The sequence below is a fragment of the Lactiplantibacillus daowaiensis genome, from assembly GCF_005405085.1.
GTDB classification, from domain to species: Bacteria; Bacillota; Bacilli; order Lactobacillales; family Lactobacillaceae; genus Lactiplantibacillus; species Lactiplantibacillus daowaiensis.
Genome location: NZ_BJDJ01000009.1, coordinates 33,300 through 49,036, shown reverse-complemented (window position 1 = coordinate 49,036; position 15,737 = coordinate 33,300). Strand labels below are relative to the sequence as shown.

At 45.0% G+C, this 15,737-nt stretch carries 14 protein-coding genes; 6 read left to right on the top strand and 8 right to left on the bottom strand.

Annotated elements, in window-relative coordinates; all coding sequences use genetic code 11:
• The first annotated feature begins 303 nt into the window (after window positions 1-303).
• The 5 genes from asnB (at window position 304) to FFM75_RS07045 (ending at window position 7,450) form a co-directional block, all read left to right on the top strand.
• On the top strand, window positions 304-2,205 hold the full coding sequence (asnB, locus tag FFM75_RS07065) for an asparagine synthase (glutamine-hydrolyzing) (protein ID WP_137628491.1): 1,902 nt from the start codon (window positions 304-306) through the stop codon (window positions 2,203-2,205).
• 5 nt (window positions 2,206-2,210) lie between these two features.
• Entirely contained in the window at window positions 2,211-3,416 is a 1,206-nt protein-coding gene (dapG, locus tag FFM75_RS07060; RefSeq protein ID WP_137628490.1) for an aspartate kinase, read from the top strand.
• 242 nt (window positions 3,417-3,658) lie between these two features.
• The gene (locus FFM75_RS07055) at window positions 3,659-4,687 is read left to right on the top strand and encodes an acyltransferase family protein (RefSeq protein ID WP_137628489.1); all 1,029 of its coding nucleotides are present in this window, start codon (window positions 3,659-3,661) and stop codon (window positions 4,685-4,687) included.
• Between the two features lie 115 nt (window positions 4,688-4,802).
• Window positions 4,803-6,284, top strand: coding sequence for a UDP-N-acetylmuramoyl-L-alanyl-D-glutamate--2,6-diaminopimelate ligase (locus tag FFM75_RS07050; RefSeq protein WP_137628488.1), 1,482 nt, complete (start codon window positions 4,803-4,805; stop codon window positions 6,282-6,284).
• A gap of 140 nt (window positions 6,285-6,424) precedes the next feature.
• Complete coding sequence (locus FFM75_RS07045) at window positions 6,425-7,450, top strand: alpha/beta hydrolase (RefSeq protein ID WP_137628487.1); 1,026 nt, start codon at window positions 6,425-6,427, stop codon at window positions 7,448-7,450.
• Window positions 7,451-7,508: 58 nt separating this feature from the next.
• Here the strand turns inward: FFM75_RS07045 and FFM75_RS07040 are convergent, their stop codons facing one another.
• The 7 genes from FFM75_RS07040 to FFM75_RS07010 all read right to left on the bottom strand — a co-directional run bounded on the left by FFM75_RS07040 (window position 7,509) and on the right by FFM75_RS07010 (window position 14,002).
• Entirely contained in the window at window positions 7,509-8,183 is a 675-nt protein-coding gene (locus FFM75_RS07040) for a histidine phosphatase family protein (protein ID WP_137628486.1), read from the bottom strand.
• A gap of 96 nt (window positions 8,184-8,279) precedes the next feature.
• Window positions 8,280-8,843 carry a GNAT family N-acetyltransferase gene (locus FFM75_RS07035; RefSeq protein WP_137628485.1) on the bottom strand — a complete coding sequence of 188 codons (564 nt, stop codon included), beginning with the start codon at window positions 8,841-8,843 and terminating at the stop codon, window positions 8,280-8,282.
• A gap of 58 nt (window positions 8,844-8,901) precedes the next feature.
• On the bottom strand, window positions 8,902-9,666 hold the full coding sequence (locus FFM75_RS07030; RefSeq protein WP_137628484.1) for a YibE/F family protein: 765 nt from the start codon (window positions 9,664-9,666) through the stop codon (window positions 8,902-8,904).
• Window positions 9,663-10,784: a YibE/F family protein gene (locus FFM75_RS07025; RefSeq protein ID WP_379831848.1), complete on the bottom strand. Its 1,122-nt coding sequence runs from the start codon at window positions 10,782-10,784 to the stop codon at window positions 9,663-9,665. The genes FFM75_RS07030 and FFM75_RS07025 overlap by 4 nt, the downstream gene beginning before the upstream one ends.
• Before the next feature lie 77 nt (window positions 10,785-10,861).
• Window positions 10,862-11,872, bottom strand: a complete 1,011-nt coding sequence (locus tag FFM75_RS07020; RefSeq protein ID WP_137628482.1) for a hypothetical protein — start codon at window positions 11,870-11,872, stop codon at window positions 10,862-10,864.
• Between the two features lie 98 nt (window positions 11,873-11,970).
• On the bottom strand, window positions 11,971-12,303 hold the full coding sequence (locus tag FFM75_RS07015; protein WP_171001453.1) for an FMN-binding protein: 333 nt from the start codon (window positions 12,301-12,303) through the stop codon (window positions 11,971-11,973).
• A 343-nt stretch (window positions 12,304-12,646) separates the two neighbouring features.
• Window positions 12,647-14,002 (bottom strand): FAD-dependent oxidoreductase, encoded by a 1,356-nt coding sequence (locus FFM75_RS07010; protein ID WP_137628480.1) that lies wholly within the window; start codon window positions 14,000-14,002, stop codon window positions 12,647-12,649.
• Window positions 14,003-14,092: 90 nt separating this feature from the next.
• Here FFM75_RS07010 and FFM75_RS07005 point away from each other — a divergent pair, with 90 nt between their 5' ends.
• On the top strand, window positions 14,093-14,785 hold the full coding sequence (locus FFM75_RS07005; protein WP_137628479.1) for an EAL domain-containing protein: 693 nt from the start codon (window positions 14,093-14,095) through the stop codon (window positions 14,783-14,785).
• A gap of 62 nt (window positions 14,786-14,847) precedes the next feature.
• Here FFM75_RS07005 and msrA read toward each other — a convergent pair whose 3' ends face one another.
• On the bottom strand, window positions 14,848-15,669 hold the full coding sequence (gene msrA, locus FFM75_RS07000; RefSeq protein ID WP_137628478.1) for a peptide-methionine (S)-S-oxide reductase MsrA: 822 nt from the start codon (window positions 15,667-15,669) through the stop codon (window positions 14,848-14,850).
• Window positions 15,670-15,737: the final 68 nt, after the last annotated feature.

Genomic DNA, 15,737 nt, shown 5'->3' with positions numbered 1-15,737 from the left:
GTAATATTAAATTTGTTTTACTTTTGAAACCGTTTGAATTACTGTTACAGCTTTATCTTCCATCTTAAACCAAGTATAATGATGGAAGTATACTCATTAATATCCATTTCAAGGCCATTTATTTGCTGGTTACCAAAACTTTTTTCAATAATCAGTGATTTTTACTCAAATAATTCAGTAAGAAACGATTACAAAACGCGAGATAGCTTTACTTCCCGCTAATAATCGTGTAAATTAGCAACGAATCATGAGTATTCATAATTGTAATTAACTTATACCTTAAAGATTGAGAGATGAACATACATGTGCGGTTTTGCTGGTTGCTTAACTGATCGGACTAAGGCTGATAATGAAGCTTACGATCAGACCATCCATAACATGACAAAAATGATTGTCCATCGGGGACCCGATGATGACGGTTATTTTGCTGATGATCATATTACGATGGGGTTCCGCCGTCTAAGTATCATTGACTTAGAAGGTGGCCACCAACCTCTTTCATATGATAATGAACGTTACTGGATGACATTTAATGGGGAAATTTATAACTATGTTGAGTTGCGTGAACAACTTAAAACAGAAGGTTATGAATTTAAAACCAACTCGGATTCCGAAGTTATTCTTGGCATGTATGCCAAATATAAAGAAAAAGCGACAAAATACTTACGTGGGATGTTTGCGTTTGTCATTTGGGACAAGCAAGAACAAACCTTGTTTGCTGCGCGTGATCAATTTGGGATCAAACCATTCTATTATGCCATTCATGGTGATGATTTCTATTATGCATCTGAAAGTAAATCGATTTACAAGATTCTTAAAGACAAGACTTTCGATAAAGATGCCTTACAAGATTATATGACGTTCCAATTCGTTCCAGAACCAGAAACCTTAACGAAAGAAATCAAGATGTTAGCCCCTGGTTGCTCATTGACCAAGAAGCTTGGTAATGCGCCACGCATCGATCGTTACTATCATCGTGAATTCCATCCCGTTAAGCGGACTGAAGAAGAATATGCCCGTAAGATCAAAGATGCGCTCTTTGACTCGGTTAAAATCCATATGCGCTCTGATGTGCCCGTTGGGTCGTTCTTATCTGGTGGGATCGATTCTTCCATTATTGTGGCCATCGCGAAGAACTTTAACCCGAACCTCGAAACCATTTCCGTTGGGTTTGAACGTGAAGGCTACAGTGAATTAGATGTCGCTCAAGAAACCGCCGAAAAGTTAGGCGTTAAAAACTACAGCATGACGATCACCCCGGAAGCCTTTATGAAGGCCTTCCCACACTTCGTTTGGAGTATGGATGATCCATTGGCTGATCCGGCCGCTGTTCCTCAGTATTTCTTAGCCAAAGAAGCCCGCAAGCACGTTAAAGTGGCGCTGACTGGTGAAGGTGCTGATGAATTATTCGGTGGTTACACGATTTATCATGAACCCGAATCATTGAAACCCTTCCGTTACACGAAACCAATCAATGGTGCGTTAAAGAAGATTGCGATGATGATGCCAGAAGGGATGCGCGGTCGCTCATTCTTGCTACGCGGGACGACACCACTAGAAAATCGTTACGTCGGCAATGCCTTTATCTTTGGTGAAAAAGAAAAACAAGCTTTCATTAAAGACTACAATCAAAATCATCCGTTCCAATCTATTACGCAACCATTTTACGATGAATCGACCGACTACGATCCAATCAGTCGGATGCAATTTATCGACATGCATACTTGGTTAAACGGTGACTTATTGCACAACGCTGATCGCACGACGATGGCACACAGTTTGGAACTACGGACCCCATTTGTGGACCGCGAAGTTTACAACTTAGCCGCTGAAATTCCAGCCGACTTGCGAATCAGTCATGGGACGACGAAGTACATCTTGCGTAAAGCCGTTGAAGATGTCGTGCCAGAACACGTTTTACACCGTAAGAAGCTTGGATTCCCAGTGCCAATTCGGTTCTGGTTAAAAGATGAAATGTACGGCTGGGCTGAACAAATCATCAATGACTCACAAACTGACCAATACTTTAACAAAGCCTACTTCTTGAAGCTTTTGTCCGATCACCGCGAAGGCGTTCGTGACAACTCCCGGAAGTTATGGACAGTTTTAACCTTCATGATGTGGCATAAAATCTACGTCGAAGCTGATGAATTGATGGATAGTCCAACTGCTAATGCCCACGCTAGTCAAGTTGAGGAGTATTAAACCTGATGGAAATTATTGTTCAAAAATTTGGCGGTACGTCCGTCAAAGATGACGCTGCGCGCAAACAAGCGCTGCGCCACGTACAATATGCCGTTGACCAAGGCGATAAAGTCATTGTCGTGGTTTCTGCCATTGGCCGTAAAGGTGCCCCTTATGCCACTGATTCACTACTCGGTCTAGTTCATGGCGACCAAAGTCGGTTAACCAATCGCGAACTCGATATGTTAGTGTCCGTTGGTGAAACCATCTCAACGGCCGTCTTTACTGAATTGGCACGCGAACAAGGCTTAAACGTCGTTGCCATGACTGGTCACGACGCTGGTATCATTACCAATGATGAATTCCAAAACGCCAAGATTTTACGGGTTGATCCTAAACCGATTCAAACGGCTTTCGATGACGCCGATGTTGTTATCGTGACTGGTTTTCAAGGCGCAACTGAAGATGGTCATATCACGACGATTGGCCGTGGTGGTTCTGATACGTCAGCGGCCATTTTAGGGGCCGCCTTAAAAGCTAAACGCGTTGACATCTTTACCGATGTCAACGGTATGATGACGGCCGATCCACGCTTAGTCACGCATGCCCGCTTTATTGAAACCATCAGCTACGAAGAACTCGCTAATATGGCGCACGAAGGGGCTAAAGTCATTCATCCCCGGGCCGTGGAAATTGCCGAACAAGCCCACGTGCCAATGCGGATTCGGTCCACTTATCAAGCGCCTGATGAACTCGGGACCTTGGTTACTGACCGGACAACGACTAAAATCGAACACTATCGGACCGTTACTGGGATTGCGCATCAAACCAATTTGTCGCAATTCACAGTGCCAACCGACAAACTCAGTTCAAGTGAAATCTTTCAATTAATGGCACAACATGGGTTAAGCGTCGACTTTATTAATATTACGCAACATCAAGTTGTGTTTAACTTAGTGAATGGTGATGCAACCGTCGCTGAAGACTTATTTACCAAAGCCGATGTCCATTACCAATTGATTGCCAACTGTGCAAAAGTTTCCGTGGTCGGTGCCGGTATTACTGGGACCCCTGGGGTAACGGCGCGTATCGTGACCGCCTTAAGTGCACAACACATTGATATCTTACAATCAACTGATAGCTATACCACGATTTGGGTATTGGTTAAAGAAGCTGATTTAAAGGTTGCCATGAACGCCTTGCATGACGCTTTCTTAGGCATTGAAAAATAGCTTGTTTATTAAAAACGTCTGGAATTTGACTTCCAGGCGTTTTTTGCTGCATTTAACAACGCTATTTTCCAGCTCCGGTGATTTCAACGGTGATGGGGACCGATAAACGCCTTGGGCTAGTCCTCATCGCAACCAATCTGTATTGCATTTTAGCGGTGACAAAGCTATATTGAACATAATGAAGGTGAGTACTCATTCCTAAAACAGCCACAATAACTGAATCAACTGATATTGGTGACTTTATGAAAGTCGCGGCCTGTACTGCGGTCATGCTACAAACCGTCCTAGCATTTACTTTGAGTTGTCATCCCACTGTCGCCATGCAACACGAAATTGGCATCCTCTATAATTTTGTGAAGTTCACGGCACCCGCATTTATCTTCGGAATTCTTTACACCACGATGCGGACAACTTGGCAACAGCCTCCCACCTATCGTCACTACTTACGTCAACAGTGGTCGGCCCTTTTTGTGCCCACGATTGGTTGGACAATGCTTTACTTAGTAACCATGCCGCAGTTACAACAAGGTACCCCCTTCCATAACCTATGGACATTTTGTTGGCAATTCATTAATGGCAATGCGGCCCCGCATTTGTGGTACAACACGATGATGTTACAATTCATTCTCTTAATGCCAATATTTTGGTGGCTCATGCGTCGAGTCAACCAGACGCATCATCAGACTAGTCTCTTAACCTTAACTGTCATCGGCTATGCCGGCTGGTTGGGCATTTATGCTTGGGCAGTTCCGCGTGGCTGGGCACTGTTAGATCGGGTGGCCTTAAGCTTTGGCCTTTATGGTATTTTAGGCGCTATAGCTGGCAGTAATCCGATAACCACAACCAGAATTAAACGCTGGCACGGTGGCCTAATTATCACCTTTATCGGTAGCTTTTTATGGACCAATTGGCAACTCTGGCAAACTGGCACCCCGGTTACACTCAGCCATGCCAGTTATTATCAGCCCTCAATGACGCTTTATGCCCTGGCGGTGATTGGGCTAATTGCCTGGTTTGGTAGCCATTATTTAGCGCAGCCAACGGCCTTTTTAATCGTGATTCACTGGTTGGCGACTTACGCCTATCGCGCCTACTTGGCAAATGTCTTTTGGCTACAACTCGTGTGGTGGTTGCTAGCACCGAAGTTTGCCCAACAACCAGGCGCCTTGATTATTCTAAGTTATGGGCTGACTTGGTTGCTCGCATTTGTAAGTGCGTTTGGCTTACATTGGATTTGGATCAAGGCCAAGCATACTTGGCAAATCCGGTGAGAATTTACTGTCAATTGGTGACTTTTCTTGAAATTGCATGTATCCTAGAAAGAGTAAATCCGAGCGCATTTAGCCCTCGGCCAGTCTGAATTTATTGCAAAGGACGTATAAATTTATGAAAGCAAGTCAATTAATTAATAGTTTAAAATTTAAACAGGTTGATCCCGCCTTAACCACTGACTTTGACGTCACGATGTTGACGCAAGACACTCGCGAAATCAAGCCTGGTGCGATGTTTATCGCTGTCGATGGCTATCACGTGGATGGCCATGAGTTGGTCGACCAAGCCGTTGCGGCCGGTGCCAAAATTATTGTGGCACAAAAGCCGATTCACGTAGACGTCCCCGTTATTTACGTGGCCAATACCGAACGTGCGATGGCGATTTTAGCAGATGTCTTCTACGGCGCACCTAGCCAAAAGATGCGAATGATCGGTGTCACTGGGACGAACGGTAAAACGACCGTCACCCATTTAATCGAACAAATCTACCGTGATCAACACCAAGCAACTGGCTTGATTGGTACGATGTATCGCAAAATTAAAGATGAAAAATTACCAACGGCTAATACCACACCAGATGCCATCACTACCCAACGTACCTTGGCTGCCATGCGCGATGCTAAGGTTGATACGGTGGCAATGGAAGTCTCTTCCATCGCCTTAGTACTAGGACGGGTTTGGGGCATCGATTACGATATTGCGGTCTTTACTAATTTGACGCAAGACCATTTGGATTTCCATAAGACTATGGCCAACTATGCCGAAGCTAAAGCCATGTTATTTGCCCAGTTAGGCAATAAATATGATGCTAATGGGACCGCTAAAGTCGCAGTCTTAAACACCGATGATCCCGTTGGTAAGGAATTTGAACAATATACCGCCGCCCATGTCTTGACGTTTGGCTTAAAACCAGACGCCATGATCAATGCCCAAAATGTTCAAATCAAGAGTCATGGGACTGAATTTGACTTATCCGTCTTTGGTCATGTAACCCATGTAACCATGAAATTAATCGGGCAATTCAATGTTTACAACATGTTAGCTGCTTTTGCCGCCGCCTATGCGAGTGGGATTCCTGAAGACCAAATTATTGCGTCACTAGAAAAGGTCCCCGGTGTTAAAGGCCGTTTCCAAGCCGTCCCTTCCCACACGGGTGTCAGTGTGATTGTGGACTACTCACACACGCCAGACGGGTTACTCAATGCTTTAGAGACCATCCAAGATTTCGCTAAGCAAGACATTTATTGTGTCGTTGGTTGTGGTGGTGATCGTGATAAAGGAAAACGACCAAAGATGGCTAAAATTGCCGTTCAACGCAGTACTAAGCCAATCTTTACGTCGGATAATCCTCGGACTGAAGATCCCGACGCAATCTTGCAGGACATGGTGGCCGGCGTACCCGATGCCAACGTCCCCGTCTATGTCGATCGTCACGAAGCAATTGCCAAGGCAATTGAACAAGCTAAACCCGGTGATGTCGTTTTGATTGCCGGTAAAGGACATGAAGATTATCAAATCTTAGGTCGGACGAAGCATCACTTTGATGATAGTGAAGAAGCCGCCAAAGCATTAGCTTTAAAACCAACTTTAGATTAAACTGACTTTGATTAAGTCCTCGCTACGGCGGGGGCTTTTTTAGTTTATTTGTTGTCAAAGCTAACTATTTAGAATAGTCGCCGACCGGTCCCCCACCCTTTATAATTTATTTAATAATAAGGTTAAGGGGGAGTCGTCAAATGTTAGATACTGTGATTGAAAGTACCACGGTTATTGATCAAGTCACTAAAATTACTAAACCGTGGGCACAAAATATTAAAAGTGGGCAGTTTGATCCACTCGTTTTACAAGACCTCGCCAAATACAAAGCACCCGCAACGTTAGGTCATGATTTAACGGCCCTACGCGCTGGCAGTCAGACCCCACCGATTACGGACCCAGTTGGCCAACAAGTCACCGTTCGAAATGAGACGTTGACCCATTTAGGGCGGTCAGTCAACGTCGAATGGTTAACACCAGATGTCATTATCGGGCACCAACTTTTGGTTTATTTTCACGGCGGCGCCTTTTATGGGGGTACCCCGCAAAATAATACGGTGCTACTAAAATTGATTGCGAGTCAAAGTCACTGTGAAGTCATCAATGTTGATTACGGCCTAGCACCGGAACACCCTGCACCAGCCGGGCTATTAGATGGTCTCGCCGTCATTCAATCCCTGACAGCTAAAGACCCACAAGTCAAAATTGCCATTGGTGGGGATTCAGCGGGCGCAAACATCGCCATGGGCGTGGCCAGTATGAATCGGCAATTAGGCAACGACAATATCAATCAACAATTGTTACTCTATCCCGTCACCGCACCAGGCGCTGATCACCATGGGCCACTCTGGGATATTAATGCGTTCCCAATCATTCCAGCACAACAGACCATTTTGACCAACTACCATCAGTTGTTTAAACAAGTCGATACTGCGATGACCAATTACTATTTACCGCTAGGTTGGCAAAATGAAGCGCCATTAATCGCACCACTTTATCAATCAAATTTAGCAACCACCCCGGACACCGTGATTTGCATCGGTGAATACGATCCTTTCCGACCACAAGCCTGGGCCTATGCTCAACACTTGGCTCAAGCTGACGTTGATACAACTTTTGTGCAATATCAGGGCCAAAATCATGCCTTTGCCCCACTCGTTGACCGTTTCTGGCAAGCCCGTGATGTCGCCCAAATGCTAACTGAACGCTTGGTTAGCTTACTTTAAACCACAATAAAACCGCCACGACCAACTGTCGTAGCGGTTTTATTGTGGTCATACTTGTTTAGTCCGTCGGTAAATAATCAGTCTCATTCCAAGTTTTAACATCAAATTGTTGATTATCATGCGTTTCTAAAATCGTTAAACTATCATTGTCCACAATTCCATGACCAATCGTTGGCATTAGCTTGCCATCAATATACAATGGATCGCGGAACTTAGCCACTGGAATGCCTAGTAAAGCTTTCACCGTCATCGTAGTAACCAAGCCATGAGACACCACTAAAATCGGTTGTGCATTATGCACGCCGGCTTCATTGACAGCATCATGCACCGCGGCAGTCGTTCGCGTCACAAAGTCCAAATAACTCTCACCTTGACCCGCTAATTCCGGTTGATACTGATCGGGATGATGTAATAACAGTTCCTTTTGTGATTGGGGCGCCACGTCTTCTTCACGTTTGCCATCCCAAGTACCGAACTTAAATTCTTGGAATCGCGGTTCGATGATAATTTCTGGTTGCCATTGGTTTTCAGCCACAATGTATTTAGCGGTATCTAGGGCCCGCTTTTGTGGACTACTATAAACTTGGGCAAATTCAACGGCTTGTAGACGCCGCCCCGCCGCTTTGCCCCCCGCAATCCCGCTATCGATCAGTGGCGAATCTGAGTTACCACCTTGAAACCGATGTTCCAAGTTATATTGTGTCCGACCATGCCGAACGAAATAGATTTGCATAAGTTGTTTAACCTTCCTTACTTCATTTCTCAGGTTAATTCTACCCGTTATGGGTCATTAAAAAAAGTCTAAGCCACCCGACTTAGACTTACTAGTTTATAATGCCTTCACCATATGGGCATATGGGTGCACGCCAATCGTTAATTGACCGGCCGTTTCGAAGCCCTGACGCCGATATAACTTAGCCGCCCCTGGATTACCATCGTCCACATTTAAACTCAACTTATCAGCGGGTTGATCCGCAACTAAAGCTGGCAACGCCTGCAATAACTGACTACCGATCCCCTTACCTTGAGCTTTAGGACTCACGGCCAACATACTTAAGTACCATTCGTTGGGCTGCGTTTCGCCGCCTAACACTAACGGTCCCGGAAAACCGGGTTGCGCCGCTGACACTTGTTGTAACAACTGATTGACTTTAACTTCATTTTCAGCCGGATGGCCAAACGCCACGCCGAGCACCTTGGGGCCTTCAGTGGCCACAAAAGTTTGGGCTAACCCCGCTAAGTTTTCAACGTTTTGATATAACGTCGTCAACATCGCCATTAAGTCAGCTTCATTAACCGTCTTTAATACCGGCATTTCCATATCACGATAAATCATCCCAATCAACGGCGCAATTTGAGCCGCATCAGCGGGTTGGGCTTTACGAATTTGCATCAAAGTTCCTCCTTGTCATGCTTGTTTTATCTAGCTTACCAGCTCGTTAACCTAAGCGTCAATCTTCTTGCTTAGTGGCATGGCGGTGTTCAAGCGTCATCACCCAAGTCGTGATTGGCACAGTTAAGATAACGCCAATTAATGAAAACAACACCATTAAAACTTCCGCCACAAAAATTTTATTATTGATCACACTACCAAAAGAATAGTGCAATCCAGAAAACCAAATGAACAAGGCTAAAAAGCCACCAAAGAACCCAAAGAATAAAGTATTAAACGTCGTCCCGATAATTTGTTTGCCAATACTGATGCCATCGATATATAACCGACTGGCCGAGACATGCGGATGTTGGTCAATAATTTCACTGAGTCCAGCCGCAATCGCAATACTGGCTTCGGCGATCGCCCCGAGCGTACTTAAAATGGCTTCCGTTACCGCAACACCGACAAAAGAAACCCCAATCGTTAGTGACATGCCTTCCAAATCTTCACTGTCTTCGAGACTAAAGCCTTGGGCCATAATCCAATGCTCTACTGGGAAAATGACCAAAATCAAAGCGACCATCACGATCAACGCCGCAATGTAAGCCGTTTTAGCTGCCATTTCATTATCTTCACCAAAGAAAATCGTAAAGGCCAGAATAATTGTCCCGATGACTAACGAGACCCCCATCGCTGGAAAGCCCCACGAAATCAAAACAACGGCTAAAAACAATAGGCCAAAGTTAAAAATCAAACTTAAAAAGGCCGTCACACCCGTTTTACCACCAATCAAGGTCATGAGGATAAAGAGGACGATACCTAAAACGCTAATCGTACTCATGCCGCACCAACCTTCCGCGGCATCAGCCGACTCGCTAACCAACTTGCTACCGGAATTGCAAGGACGATACCAATCCCTGAAATCAGACTTTGCACCATCCCTAAGGACATATTCATTGAGAACGTATAGCCCCAATTATTGCCATTCCGTAAATACAATAACGTCATGGCAAACGTATCGGCCATAAAGATCAAAAAGAGCACGTTGATCAACGGTCCCATAATGGAACGCCCAATCTGAAGGCCCGATTTAAAGACTTGATTGGCTGAAATATCTGGTCGCTCTTGGCGCAACTGAAATAGTGACGCCACAATATCTGTGGACTCATCCATGACCGCCCCTAAAGACCCTAAGACCGTTTCAACTAAAAATAACGGCCGCGGCACTTGGGTGACATACTGCATCGCTTCATAGGTCACGCCGCGCTCTTTAGTTGCCGCAAAGACGATTAAACTGATTATGACGGCAATCCCGGTGCCAGTAATCGTGGCGCCTAAAGTCACCAGCATTTGCCGTGAAACCCCTAAGACCAACCACAAGGTCAAAACAGCAAAGATAACGGCTAAACTCCCAAATAGGGTGTATAAATGACCACCATTCGTCATTAAGTCAATTTGAATAGCCGCATAAAACAAGACTGCGTTTAATGTCACACTTAATAACGCCATTAAGCCACTAAATCGCATAATTAGCAGCAATAAGGCTAGCGCCAACCACGCCACAAAGGCCAACGCGGTATCGCGTTTTAGACCTTGAATCGTCACCGCACTAGCTTTATCTTTTGGAATGCGGACAAACACTTGGTCACCCACACGATAAGCTTGATCCATCGCACCAGATTTCGTATACGTATTCTTTAACCGATACGTTTGGCCCTGATGGTGATGATTCAAGATTCGTACGGTTACCCACTGACTATAGCTGACGTCGGTATTATTAAATTCATCCGTTGTTTGATTATGCTGATTAGCTTGAACTTTGGTCACTGACGCGACCGTCTGTTGATACCATGGCGCATCCAGTCGCGTTAAGCCGACACCGACTAACCCGACCAACACCACTAACAAGGTTAGCCACAATCCCCAGTGGCGCTTTAATTGTTGCTTCAAGTTGTTCACCCTTCTCACTTAAACTCCTTCCAGCTTAGCACTGGGCAGACTTGCCTGAACATTTCCAACTTAAACTTTAGCAGAACCTAAGCTTTCTTAGCTTGAATTTGCGTTTGTAAGTCTTTTAACCATTCCAGCTCCGTTAAATCACGTTCGCGTTGAGCGGCTTTTAATCCTTGCGCAATCAAGGTCAAGGCTTGTTCTGGTTGTTGATCCACCCGCCAAGCATAAACGGCTTGAAGCTTATATTGCGTTAATGGGGCATACCGGTGTAACAGGCGTTGAATACCGGTGTCCCGATACCAAGCCAACACTTGGGCGGTTTGATGATTGGCCATTAAATTCCAATAAATCGTTGCATCAAGATAGATTGCTAAATCTTGTGGTGGCAACGTATTGAAACTCGGTGCTAACCGGTCTAACCCCGCTAATAAATCTGGTAACGCTAAGCCGTGTTGTTGCCCCCACTGTAACGTGACCCAAGCCTGGCGAATCACCAAATAATTTTGTTTGGACCCACCTTGCGGCATTAAGATCGCATCGACTGGTAAACTGGCAACACTACCAGTTTCAACCATAGTTGCTGCGGTTAGCAGTGTCACATATGCCGCGGTCATTGCCGCTGGTGATTCACGCGCCGTTTTAAAATCAAGCGCGGCCGTGGCGCGACCGTGTAACATCATCGGTAAAAGTTGGGCTGCTTTAAGCGTGTTGACCCAAATCCAAATTACCGCCACCATTAGCCACAGATTAAAGCTCACTTTTAATTGGGCAACGGTCACTAAACTTAAAATGACGGTCAACAAACTAAATAAGCCACCGCCAAAACACAAGGCCGCATAGTTAAACCGTTCGGGATCAGTCGGTGGTGCGACGACTAAATGTGGATAACGCCGTAATGGTCGTTGCCAATGCCAGTGACCCTCAAAATGAATCACCTGATAACGAAACCCAGCGACTGCTACGACCCGGCCACCACTCAGCCGACTGCCTAGCCACTGACCAGCCATATAAATCAACGTTGCTAGTAATTCACTCACGATCAGGCCCAATCCTAACCACCCAATCGTCGCGATAAATTGTCCGGCTACTTGCATACCGCACCTCCAGTTTTACTCATTCGTCTTTATTATAACAAACGAAAAAACGTTGCGTACCCGTTAATCATCACGATTAACGCTACACAACGTTTGGTTTAGGCTGATTCAATTTGATGGTGATGTGGGGTATATTGGGCGGGCCCGTCCGGTTCGGTTGTCGGCATGGCATCGATCACATCTGTCACTGCATCCACTAACCCATCACTCGAGACCGTGGCACCAGTGATTGCATCGATGTCGACAGTCTGCTCGGTCAAAATCCGATCCACGACTTGTGGAATGGCTTGTTTTTCCAAGCCATGCAATTTGGTCCCGGGCTTAACTTCGATGCCAACGATTTTATCAGCTGTAAATGAAATCGTTAACGGCAAATCATGTAAATACCCATCGCCGATAATATGATAAGCACCTGGTTTATAAGTTGCCATCATAACGGCCCCCTTTCCAAAATAGTTAACCGCTTACAAGTTCATCTTAACACGAAGCGTCCCTGATTTATCAGCCGGAATGATTGGTTTTAACTATTGATTGATAGGCTAGCTTTATTAAAACGCAACCAAAGCTTTACACGTTCGTGATAGTGCTGGGTGATGACTTTTTGGTAAGTTAAGGCTAAATCAAAAGGAGGTCAACTTTATGGCAATTCTAATCATCAGTATCTTATTGTTAATCGGTATCGTCGCGGCAACTTTGATCGGTGGTCGGGTCCCTAACCAACCAAAATAAGCGCCTGAGATTAACTGCTCAGACGCTTTTTTGATACCGTTATTGTTAAGTTCGTAAGTACCCGTGTTCTTGTTCAACCGCCTTTTGAGCTGCTAGATTCAAATAATTAAATGGCTGGTTGAAGTTTGGTGAAAACAACATGTCTAAGAAAGCCAATTGATCGATGGTGGCATGATTTTGCATCAAAGCCGACACCGTATTGGCGGCTTGTGAAACATCATGGCGACTCATCAATTGAGCCCCTAAGATATGACGATCATTGCAATCATAGATCAATTCAACGGTAACTGGATAAGCTTCAGGCATAAACTCTGGTCGATAAGCCCCTTCATAGACCACGTTTGTGGCATTAAAGTGGGCGGCTTCAGCACTAGCCATCGTTAAACCGGTCGATACGATGGTTTGCCCAAAGACTTCCAAGCCAGTTGTGGCTTGCGTCCCAATCGAACGCAACCGCCGCGCGCCAACATTAATGCCAGCTAAGGCGCCTTGCCGAACGGCTTGTGACGCTAACGGTGAATAAGTTGTGCCATTCGTCGGATTATAATGACTCAAAGCGGCATCACCAGCAGCTAAAATATCCGGGTCAGAGGTCTGCATATAATCATCGGTGATGATTGCTCCATTCGGTGCCATCTCAACTTGGCCTTCTAATAAGTCCGTTTGTGGCACCATCCCGGCACTAATCGCTGCCATATCGACTTCATAGTCACCAGCATCCGTCGAGACCATCAAATGACCAGTTTCAGTATCAGCAAAAGCCGTGACTTCAGTACTGAGCAGGACTTTAACCCCATGAGCGGTCAACACATCATTAACTTGATTAGCCAATAATGGTTCAATGTATTTGTTCAATAAATGCGGCGTTTGTTGAATCAAAATGACGTCATGCCCAGTGTTCGCGTAGCCTTCTGCCAACTCGACTCCGATATAGCCCCCACCAACAATGGCGATGCGTTCTTGATCTTTCGTATATTCGCAAAGGTCATGGGCTTGGTCAAACGTTTTACATAACATGACCTTTTGATTTTCAATTCCTGTAATGGCCGGAATCGCTGTGATCGACCCGGTCGTCATAATTAATTTATCATAAGTCACAGTTTGCATTTTTTTAGCTGTTAAATCTTGGACTAACAAGGTATGCGCTTGTGAATCAATCCGAACCACATCATGATTGATCGCCATATGGACGCCTTGTTTGATAAAATCCTCAGGCTCGGCATACAACGCATCTTCCAGAACCGGCACCGTACCTTCAATATGGAGGTAAGTTGCACACGACAAATAAGAAATATTGGCTTGCCGTTCATAAACGGTAATGTCGGCTTCAGGATAGTATTTTAGAATTTGCTTAACGGCTGCAATGCCAGCATGGGTACAACCTACGACAACAACTTTCATAAATTTATCCTTTCTTTCTATCGATTATTATCTTATTATAGTATACTGTTCTTTTAATTAATGTAAACCACGCATTACGGAGGGTCTTTTTTGAAACCAACTTATCGCTATTTTGTTCAACCACAAGTTAACACTGCAACTAAGACCATCGTCGGCTACGAATTGTTAATGAAACAACTCACCCCCGCCGGTTGGCGCTTACCCGATGACTTTGCAGCCATTGATTCGCAAACGATTGCGGACTTATTGATTGCAACAACTAAAGTTTTGTCGCTTAAGGTTTTATATTGTTCAATCAATGTGAGTCGTGAACAATTAATGACCACGTCAATCGCGCAAGCCATCATTAAAAGCCAACAACAACTGTATCCAACGAAACTCGTGGTCGAATTAACGGAAGAAGATGGTCCTGAAAACTATCCGCTTTCAGCGTTAATGCCGGTTTTACAGTCTTTTATTGACCAAGGCTTACAATTATCCTTAGATGACGTTGGCACTGGGGATAACTATTTTAGTGATGTGCAAACGTTACTCCCCTTAGTCTCTGAAATGAAATTTGCTCTACAAAACTACAAACTTTCTTTCCACGATCCTAAAATGCAACAGCGTGTGCATTTCTGGCGTGCCATGAGTGTTGAATATGGCCTGCGACTCGTGCTCGAAGGGGTCGAAGACGCCGCAGATAATGCCCTCAGTCAAAAACTCGGCATTAAATATAAACAAGGTTACTATTTCAGTAAACCCCAATTATTAAAACTGCCCGGCGATTTAAAATTTGCTTAAACGCGCCAAAAAGCTGTCGCAACCAATCAAGTCCAAGTGCTTGTTTGGTTGCGACAGTTTTTTTAGTGATGCCATATTTGATGCCATTTCACCCCTAGTCGTTGCAAAAATAAATACTGTTGCCGGGCATGCTTGATTCGCCGATACCGTTTCGGTTGACGCTGATAGAATTGTTGATGAAAATTTTCCGCTGGCCAAAATGATTGCACTGCTTCAATCCCCACCACAATCGGACGTTGATAGCGTTCCATTGCTTGCTGTTTAGCCGTTTTTGCCAATTGGCGCTGTTCTGGAGAATTAACAAAAATTACCGGCCGATACTGCGTCCCACGATCATCGATTTGGCCCAAGTCATCCGTTGGATCGATCAATTGCCAATAGATGGCTAATAAGTCCGCATAGGTCATTTGACGGCGATCAAATAAAATCTCAACGGCTTCGACATGTCCGGTCGTTTGACTAAAGACTTGTTCATAAGTCGGTTGTTCAAGTGCGCCACCCGTATAGCCCGAAATCACGGCATTAACGCCCGCTCGAGTCTCAAAGGGTTCGACTAAGCACCAAAAGCAGCCGCCAGCAAAGATCGCCCGTTCTTGATACGGTGGATCTGGCGCCCAATGTTTGGCTACCATCGCCCGAGTATCTAACACAGTCTCCCCGGTTAATTTGGCATAAAAATCGGTCACATCTGGCGTCAAGCTATTACGTTGCGCTAAAGGACGTAAATCGGCCGCTAATCGATCTAACTCGCGATTAAGACTAGCATCATCGGTTAACCGCGCTTTAGCAGCTACTAATAATTGGCGTTCCCACGCCCGCGTTGCTGGATTTAAAATTAAGTTATACAGGTCATTTTGTAAGGCTAATGATTGGTCGTGAGTCACCTTGACCACCCCCTATTAACGTTAGCCTTATTTTACGCAGCTAATCGATTTTGCACAATCGATTAGTC

What these genes read in the sequence shown, in the direction of transcription:
- asnB (WP_137628491.1), top strand. Translation starts at nt 304, where the DNA reads ATGTGCGGTTTTGCTGGTTGCTTAACTGATCGGACTAAGGCTGATAAT.
- dapG (WP_137628490.1), top strand. Translation starts at nt 2,211, where the DNA reads ATGGAAATTATTGTTCAAAAATTTGGCGGTACGTCCGTCAAAGATGAC.
- FFM75_RS07055 (WP_137628489.1), top strand. Translation starts at nt 3,659, where the DNA reads ATGAAAGTCGCGGCCTGTACTGCGGTCATGCTACAAACCGTCCTAGCA.
- FFM75_RS07050 (WP_137628488.1), top strand. Translation starts at nt 4,803, where the DNA reads ATGAAAGCAAGTCAATTAATTAATAGTTTAAAATTTAAACAGGTTGAT.
- FFM75_RS07045 (WP_137628487.1), top strand. Translation starts at nt 6,425, where the DNA reads ATGTTAGATACTGTGATTGAAAGTACCACGGTTATTGATCAAGTCACT.
- FFM75_RS07040 (WP_137628486.1), bottom strand. Translation starts at nt 8,183, where the DNA reads ATGCAAATCTATTTCGTTCGGCATGGTCGGACACAATATAACTTGGAA.
- FFM75_RS07035 (WP_137628485.1), bottom strand. Translation starts at nt 8,843, where the DNA reads ATGCAAATTCGTAAAGCCCAACCCGCTGATGCGGCTCAAATTGCGCCG.
- FFM75_RS07030 (WP_137628484.1), bottom strand. Translation starts at nt 9,666, where the DNA reads ATGAGTACGATTAGCGTTTTAGGTATCGTCCTCTTTATCCTCATGACC.
- FFM75_RS07020 (WP_137628482.1), bottom strand. Translation starts at nt 11,872, where the DNA reads ATGCAAGTAGCCGGACAATTTATCGCGACGATTGGGTGGTTAGGATTG.
- FFM75_RS07015 (WP_171001453.1), bottom strand. Translation starts at nt 12,303, where the DNA reads ATGGCAACTTATAAACCAGGTGCTTATCATATTATCGGCGATGGGTAT.
- FFM75_RS07010 (WP_137628480.1), bottom strand. Translation starts at nt 14,002, where the DNA reads ATGAAAGTTGTTGTCGTAGGTTGTACCCATGCTGGCATTGCAGCCGTT.